Source organism: Streptomyces sp. ADI95-17, assembly GCF_003846175.1.
Classification (GTDB): domain Bacteria; phylum Actinomycetota; class Actinomycetes; order Streptomycetales; family Streptomycetaceae; genus Streptomyces; species Streptomyces sanglieri.
Genome location: NZ_ML123048.1, coordinates 501,465 through 507,805, shown reverse-complemented (window position 1 = coordinate 507,805; position 6,341 = coordinate 501,465). Strand labels below are relative to the sequence as shown.

The 6,341-nt window shown below is 68.3% G+C and carries 5 protein-coding genes; all 5 read right to left on the bottom strand.

What is annotated here, in order from left to right; genetic code table 11:
* Nucleotides 1-756: FAD-dependent oxidoreductase (locus EES42_RS25355; RefSeq protein WP_124720880.1), on the bottom strand; the 756-nt coding region annotated here is incomplete at its 3' end.
* Nucleotides 757-768: 12 nt separating this feature from the next.
* A complete protein-coding gene (locus EES42_RS25350; RefSeq protein WP_124720552.1) occupies nucleotides 769-3,060 on the bottom strand; it encodes a hypothetical protein in 2,292 nt (763 codons plus the stop codon).
* Between the two features lie 104 nt (nucleotides 3,061-3,164).
* Complete coding sequence (locus EES42_RS25345; RefSeq protein WP_124720551.1) at nucleotides 3,165-4,043, bottom strand: carbohydrate ABC transporter permease; 879 nt, start codon at nucleotides 4,041-4,043, stop codon at nucleotides 3,165-3,167.
* The gene (locus tag EES42_RS25340; protein WP_206433568.1) at nucleotides 4,040-4,987 is read right to left on the bottom strand and encodes a carbohydrate ABC transporter permease; all 948 of its coding nucleotides are present in this window, start codon (nucleotides 4,985-4,987) and stop codon (nucleotides 4,040-4,042) included. Before EES42_RS25340 ends, EES42_RS25345 begins: the two co-directional genes overlap by 4 nt.
* 7 nt (nucleotides 4,988-4,994) lie before the next feature.
* On the bottom strand, nucleotides 4,995-6,335 hold the full coding sequence (locus EES42_RS25335; RefSeq protein WP_164495315.1) for an ABC transporter substrate-binding protein: 1,341 nt from the start codon (nucleotides 6,333-6,335) through the stop codon (nucleotides 4,995-4,997).
* Between the last annotated feature and the right edge of the window lie 6 nt (nucleotides 6,336-6,341).

Below are 6,341 nucleotides of genomic sequence, written 5' to 3'. Positions count from 1 at the left end.
GCGTTCGTTGTCGTGGACGGTGTCGAGCTCGCCGCCGAACTCGATCCACCAGTACGCGCAGCCGTTGTCACCGGACTTGATGATGCGGCGCTGCGGGATGGAGGTCTCGGTGATGTCCTTGGCGAAGTTCGGCGGCACGAACTTGACCGGGTGACCGGCGTCCTTCGTGTAGAAGAGGAGAGTCGATCCCAGGGTGATGTCGTCGGCCGTCTCCGGAGCCCATGACTCGTCGTACTCGGCGCGGGACTCCCGGCCGATGCGGTGGTGGGCGCCGGCCAGGTGGCCGATCAGGCCGTCCCCCGTGCAGTCGAGGAAGAGGCGGCTCTCGAAACGTATCCGCCGCTCCGATCCCATCATCCAGCCGGTGACCGAGGTGATCCGCCGGGCCTCGTCCGGACCCTCGGCGTCGACCTCGCGCACATCGGTGTTGAGGTAGAGCGTGATGCCGGGCTCGGCGCGCACGGCGTCCAGGACCACGGCGTCCCAGTAGTAGGGGTTGCCGTCCGGGTTGCGGAACTGGTTCTCCACGAGCAACTCGCCCATGATGCCGCCCTCACGGGCATGGTGATTCTTGCCGTGGCCGGTCGCGCCGCACACCCAGACCCGGACCTCGCTGCTCGCGTTGCCGCCGAGCACCGGCCGGTTGTTGACGAGTGCCACGGTACGGCCCAGCCGGGCGGCGGCTATCGCCGCGCAGACCCCGGCCAGGCCGCCGCCGACGACGGTGATGTCGTGCCGTGCGGTTTCATTCCTCATGTCGTGCGTCACTTACTTCCAGTCGGGATTGGCGGCGAGGCCGTAGTAGATGCGCGGGGCACCGTCGAGGGTGAGGGTGACCTTGCCGTTGGAGGCTTTCAGGGAGCGCTCCTGGCCGATGCAGTTCAGCTCCCGCACCGTGCCGTCGACCGTCCCCGCGTGGGCCACGACCGGGGTCCTGGTCGTCCAGGTGTCGATCCAGGGCTCGGGCGACGCGAACCAAGGGTCGTCGCCGTGTTCGGAGTTGAGGACATAGCCGTCCTTGCGGCTCCAGATGACCGACACCGGTCCGCCGGGAGTGGTGAACAGGAGCCCCTTGATGTCCTGGTCCGCGAAGGCGAGATGCCGGACGAATTCGGCCTCGTCCAGGACCCGGGCGGCGGTCGCGAACGCGAGGAGCGAGGGCTTGGCGCTGGTGTCGCGGTTCATCAGGCCGTAGTGGTACTCGGGGTTGGCCGGGTCGGCCTCCTGCGGGTGGTAGAGCACCGAGTCGTGCAGCTGGTACCAGTTGACGGCGCGTACGTTCTCGGACTTGGCGAGCGCGAGCGTGAGCAGTGTGTTCTCGGCGGCGTGCCGGTAGGTGTCGCTCCACCACGCGTTGGGCCGGGTCGGCGCGTACGCCTCGGTGAGCCACAGCTCCTTGTCGCCGCCGTACTCCTGAAGGACCTGGTTCGCCTTGCGCAGCGCGCCGAGGAAGTTCCAGTACGTGCCGGACGGTCCTTGCGTCCACTCCTCGGGCGGCGGCGCGAAGTCGGGCGTGAAGTTGCCACGACCGGGGTGGAAGGCGAAGGCGTCGATGAGGTCCCAGCCGCCCGCGGCACGGAAGTTCTCGGTCCATACGTAGTCCATGCCGCCGAGGCCGGCGTTCATGACCTTCATCCGTGAGCCCGCCGCGTCGAGGCGCGTGGTGACCTGGCGCAGACCGTCCCGGACGTAGGCGTCGGCGCCGCGGCCCGACATCCAGGGCTGGTTGACCTCGTTGCTCACCTCGAAGTACGCGGCCTCGGCGTCCAGGGCCTTGGCGACATTCGTGTCGGCCCAGGCCGCGATCTGCTCCGGACTGCCGCCCACGGGGATGCCGCTCAGCTCCACGTTGTGCCCGATGCCGTTCGCGTCCAGGGTCGCGGTGTCGATGCCCGGGGCGCCCGCGTAGGCGATGCGGATCCACTTGATGCCGAGCGTCCTGACCAGCCCGAGTACGGCGTCCTTGTCGGGTTCGAGCAGCCAGGGGTAGTTGGCGAGGCCGAACATCGACTCCTTGCCCGCCTTGTACGCGAACTCCGGGAGCACGCTCAGATTCGTGCGGGCCAGCGCACTGTCACTGCCGCTGACCACCTCCACCCCGGTGAACACGATGTTCTGCGAGGGCGCTGTCAGGGCGAAGGAGGCGTCCCAGGCGGCGCCTGCCGCGAGACTCCTGCGGAGCGTTCCTCCGGCGATCCTCCTGCCGCCGAAGTCCCGCGCCCACCAGGTGAGCGTCACCTTCCTGTCCGTCGCGGAGCCGTTGACGACCTGCGCCTTGAGCGTCATCGTCTGCCCGGCCGCCTTGTAGAGGTTGAACGGCTGGTCGGTCCACACCTCCACGCCGAGCGGGCGCGCGGCGGCGATCGCTCCCGCCGCGCGCGGCCGCAGATCGCCGAGGACCAGATCGGCCTCGGTGACCGCGGTGCCCGCGCCGGTCGACGTGCCGGGGGAGTGGATCCATGTGGCGTTCGTGTTCGCGGGGTTGGTGGACGGGAGGCAGAAGAAGGCCTTCGATTCCGGCCACGTCTCCACGTACGCGCCGCCCGCGTTCACCTCGTACGGAATGCCGCCGCGGGCATCCTTCTCCCAGACGGTCAGTGCTTCGTACGACTCCGCCGCGCTCGCTCCGTACACCGTGCGGGAGAACATGAAGCCGGCCGGTGTGAGCGTGCCCGCGCCGCCGACCTCCCACTTCATGTGTGCCTTGCGAGGGGTGACGTCGAAGGTGCCGCGCACCGTGACCCCGGACGCGCCGCTCCCCATCGTGTACGTGACCTGGATCGCGGGCCGCCCGTCCGGGAGCGTGATCCGGGCGGGGGTGCCACCGAAGGTGCGCTGCTGGCCGAGCGCGGTGTCCTTGATCATGAAGTGGCTGAGCAGGATGCGGTCGGTGCCCGCACCGTCCCGTACGAGGACGCTGCCGTCGCCACGGCCGACCAGGGTGATGCCGTCGGCCTCGATGGTGACCGGGTCCGCGGCGTAGGCGGGAACGGTCGGCAACAGTGCGGCGCCGGTGGCGACGGCCGTGCCCTGGATGAATCTGCGCCGGGCGACTGACATGGAGGTGCCCTTCTCTTGGTCGGGGTGTTCCGGATGCTCCGGAGATTTCGGAGCGGAAGGTGCGGTGGGGGAGGCCGGGGTTCGGCCGCCGGCTCCGGTGGGATTCAGCCCTTGACCCCGGTGAAGCCGAGCCCGGCGACGATGTACTTCTGGCAGACGACGAAGACGAGCACCGGCGGGGCGACGGCGAGCACCATCGTGGCGATCAGCTGGTCCTGCGGGGCCTGCGTGGCGAGCTGGGCCAGCGCGACGCTGATCGGCTGCCTCTCGGGGTCGGTGATGGCCACCAGCGGCCAGATGAAGTCCTTCCAGGAGTGCATCACCGCGAGCAGACTGATCACGGCGAGCACCGGCTTGCTCATGGGCAGCACGATCTTGGTGAGCAGTTGCCGGGTACTTGCTCCGTCGACCCGCGCCGCGTCGAACAGCTCCTTCGGCAGGGCGTCGAAGAACTGCTTGGCGAGCAGCACCGTGAAGGCGTTCGTGCCGGCCGGCAGCCAGATCGCCCAGTAGGTGTCGCCCAGGTTGAGGTGGAGGAACGGCACATCGATCACGGTCATGAAGAGGCTGACCATGTTCACCGTGTACGGCACGAACATCGTGGCGAGGATCGCCCCGTAGACGGCCTTGCCGAACTTCGGCCTGAGCACCGAAAGGGCGAAGCCCGCCGTGGCCGAGACGAAGAGCTGCACGAACCACGATCCGCCGACCACCAGGAAGGTGTTCATCAGATAGCGGCCGACACTCAGATCGGTGTACGCCGTCGAGAAGTTGCCCAGGGCCGGCCGGTCCGGCCAGAGGGCCAGCGGCTGGGTCGTGAGCTCGGTGGGCGGGGAGACCGCGCCCTTGACCATCCAGTACAGCGGTCCGATGCCGATGAGCAGCAGCAGGATCAGGGTGAGCACCTGGACGGAGCGCACTGCCGCGCGTACGCCGGGGCGTTGGCGGTCGTTGGTGGAGATGAAGGTGGTGAGCGTGGTCATGACGTGCTCCAGCTGCGGGTGGCCCGCAGATAGACCGCGGAGAGCAGGGCGAGGGCGAGCACCATCAGGAAGGAGAGCGCGGCGGCCTGGCCGTACTCGCCGTCCTGGAAGGCGTACCGGAAGATCAGCAGCAGGACCGTGAGGGTGGAGTTCTCGGGCCCGCCGCCGGTGAAGACATACGGCTCGGTGAAGACCTGCACCGTGTTGATCAGCTGGACCAGCAGCAACAGCCCGATGACCGAACGGAGCTGAGGCAGCATCACATGCCAGATCCGCCGCCAGATCCCGGCGCCGTCCATCTCGGCGGCCTCATAGAGTTCGCCGGGGATGCCGACCATCGCCGCGAGGTAGATCAGGACGGCGCCGCCCATGCCCGCCCAGGTGGACTCCAGGACCAGCGAGAGCATGGCGCTGTCGGAGGACTCCAGCCACGAGTACGGGCCGAGCCCGACCTTGCCGAGAGCGTTGTTGAAGAGCCCGCTCCCGGGATCGTAGAACCACTTCCAGAGCAGGATCGCCACGACCGGCGGGATGACCACCGGCAGATACACCAGGAAGCGGTAGACGCCCGCGCCCCGCCGCACCGTCGACATGATCGCGGCCAGGACCAGCGGCGCCGGGAAACCGATCAGCAGGCCGAGGGCCACGAAGAACAGGGTGTTCCCGACGGCGGTCCCGAGCAGCGGATCGTCGAACAGGGCACGGAAGTTGTCCAGGCCGATCCAGACCGCGGGCTCGACGAGGTTGGTCTTCTGGAAGCTGAGCAGCAGGCTGCGCGCGATCGGCCACCAGGCGAAGAGGCCGAAGATCAGCAGCGCGGGGACGAGGAACAGCCAGGCGGTGAACTGTTTGCGGGCGCCGGTGCCACGCCGCCGGGGCAGGATTCGCGGCACGGGCTCCTTGGACACGGCGGCCGGGCGCCGGGAGGGAGTGAGCAGAGCCATGGGCCGGCTACTTCTGGTCCGCGGCGAGCTTGGCATTGACGTCCTTCTCGGCCGAGGCCAGCAGGGTGTCGATGTCGGCGTCGCGCTTGGTGAGCACTGCCTGGACCACCGGGTCGAGCACGGTGTACAGCTTCTGTGCCTGGTACGGCGGCTCCGGCTTCAGCTTCAGCGTGGAGAGTCCGTCGGTGTACGGCTTGAAGTTCTGGAGTTTCACATTGACGTAGGGCTTGATCGCGGCGTCGATCTCGGTCTGCCGCTTCCTGTCGAAGACCGGCAGCGTCGGCACGCCCACCGCGGACTTCGGGTCGGCGGACAGCGCCTTGGCCTGCTCGGCGGCGATGTCGGTGCTGTACTGCGGCTTGGCGTAGGCGAAGGTCAGCCACTCCACGGCCGCTGCCGCGTGCTTCTTGTCGGCGGACTTCGGGACCATGTAGATGTCGCCGCCGGTGAGTGTCGCGTCGCCGCCGGACTGCGGCATCGGGGCCACTCCGAAGGCGTCGGTGTTCTCCATGCCGAACTGCATCTTCGCCAGCCGGTACGTCCCCGGGCTGCCCATGAACATGCCGACCTGCCCGGCCGCGAACTGCTTGATCACGTCGTTCTGATTGTTGAGCAGGGTCTTGCCGAGCGAGTCGTCCTTCCAGCGCATGTCCTTGAGCAGCCGCAACGCCTGCTTCGTCGGCTCCCCGGTGAGCGTGGCGGTGTACTTGCCACCCTGCTCCTTCTGCAGCTCGCCACCGAAGGCGTACGACAGCATCGTCAGCTGCCAGCCGCCCTGGTTGTCCTTGGACTCGTGGACGAACCCCGCCTTGCCGGTCCTGTCGCTGATCCTCTTGGCGGCGGTACGGACCTCCGCCCAGGTGGTCGGCGGGCGGTCGGGGTCCAGGCCGGCCTTCTCGAAGAGCTCGCGGTTGTAGACCAGTCCCTGGGCGTACGGATTCTGCGGTACGCCGTACACGTCGCCGGCGCTGTCGGTCAGGGGCTGGAGCACCTGGGGGTTGAACTCCTTGAAGTGCTCCCACTCCTTGAGCTGTCCGGTGATCGGCTGCACCTGCTTCTGCTGGATGAGCCGCTGCGGCTCGGTCAGCGGCACCTTGATGACGTCCTCGACATTGCCGCCGGACAGCTTCGCGGAGAACGTCAGCGGGTCGAAGACCGTGGTCGAACCCTTGACCTTGATGCCCGGGTTGGCCTTCTCGAAGTCGGCCACCTGCTTCTTGAACAGGGCGACACCCGGCTTGTCGGTGGCCGGCGGCATGCCCTGCACCCGCAGTACGAGATCGCCGTCCCCGCCGGCGCTGCTCGGAGTGAGGGAGGAACAGCCCGCGAGGGTCGCGGTCAGCGCCATGCAGCC

What these genes read in the sequence shown, in the direction of transcription:
- EES42_RS25350 (WP_124720552.1), bottom strand. Translation starts at nt 3,060, where the DNA reads ATGTCAGTCGCCCGGCGCAGATTCATCCAGGGCACGGCCGTCGCCACC.
- EES42_RS25345 (WP_124720551.1), bottom strand. Translation starts at nt 4,043, where the DNA reads ATGACCACGCTCACCACCTTCATCTCCACCAACGACCGCCAACGCCCC.
- EES42_RS25340 (WP_206433568.1), bottom strand. Translation starts at nt 4,987, where the DNA reads ATGGCTCTGCTCACTCCCTCCCGGCGCCCGGCCGCCGTGTCCAAGGAG.
- EES42_RS25335 (WP_164495315.1), bottom strand. Translation starts at nt 6,335, where the DNA reads ATGGCGCTGACCGCGACCCTCGCGGGCTGTTCCTCCCTCACTCCGAGC.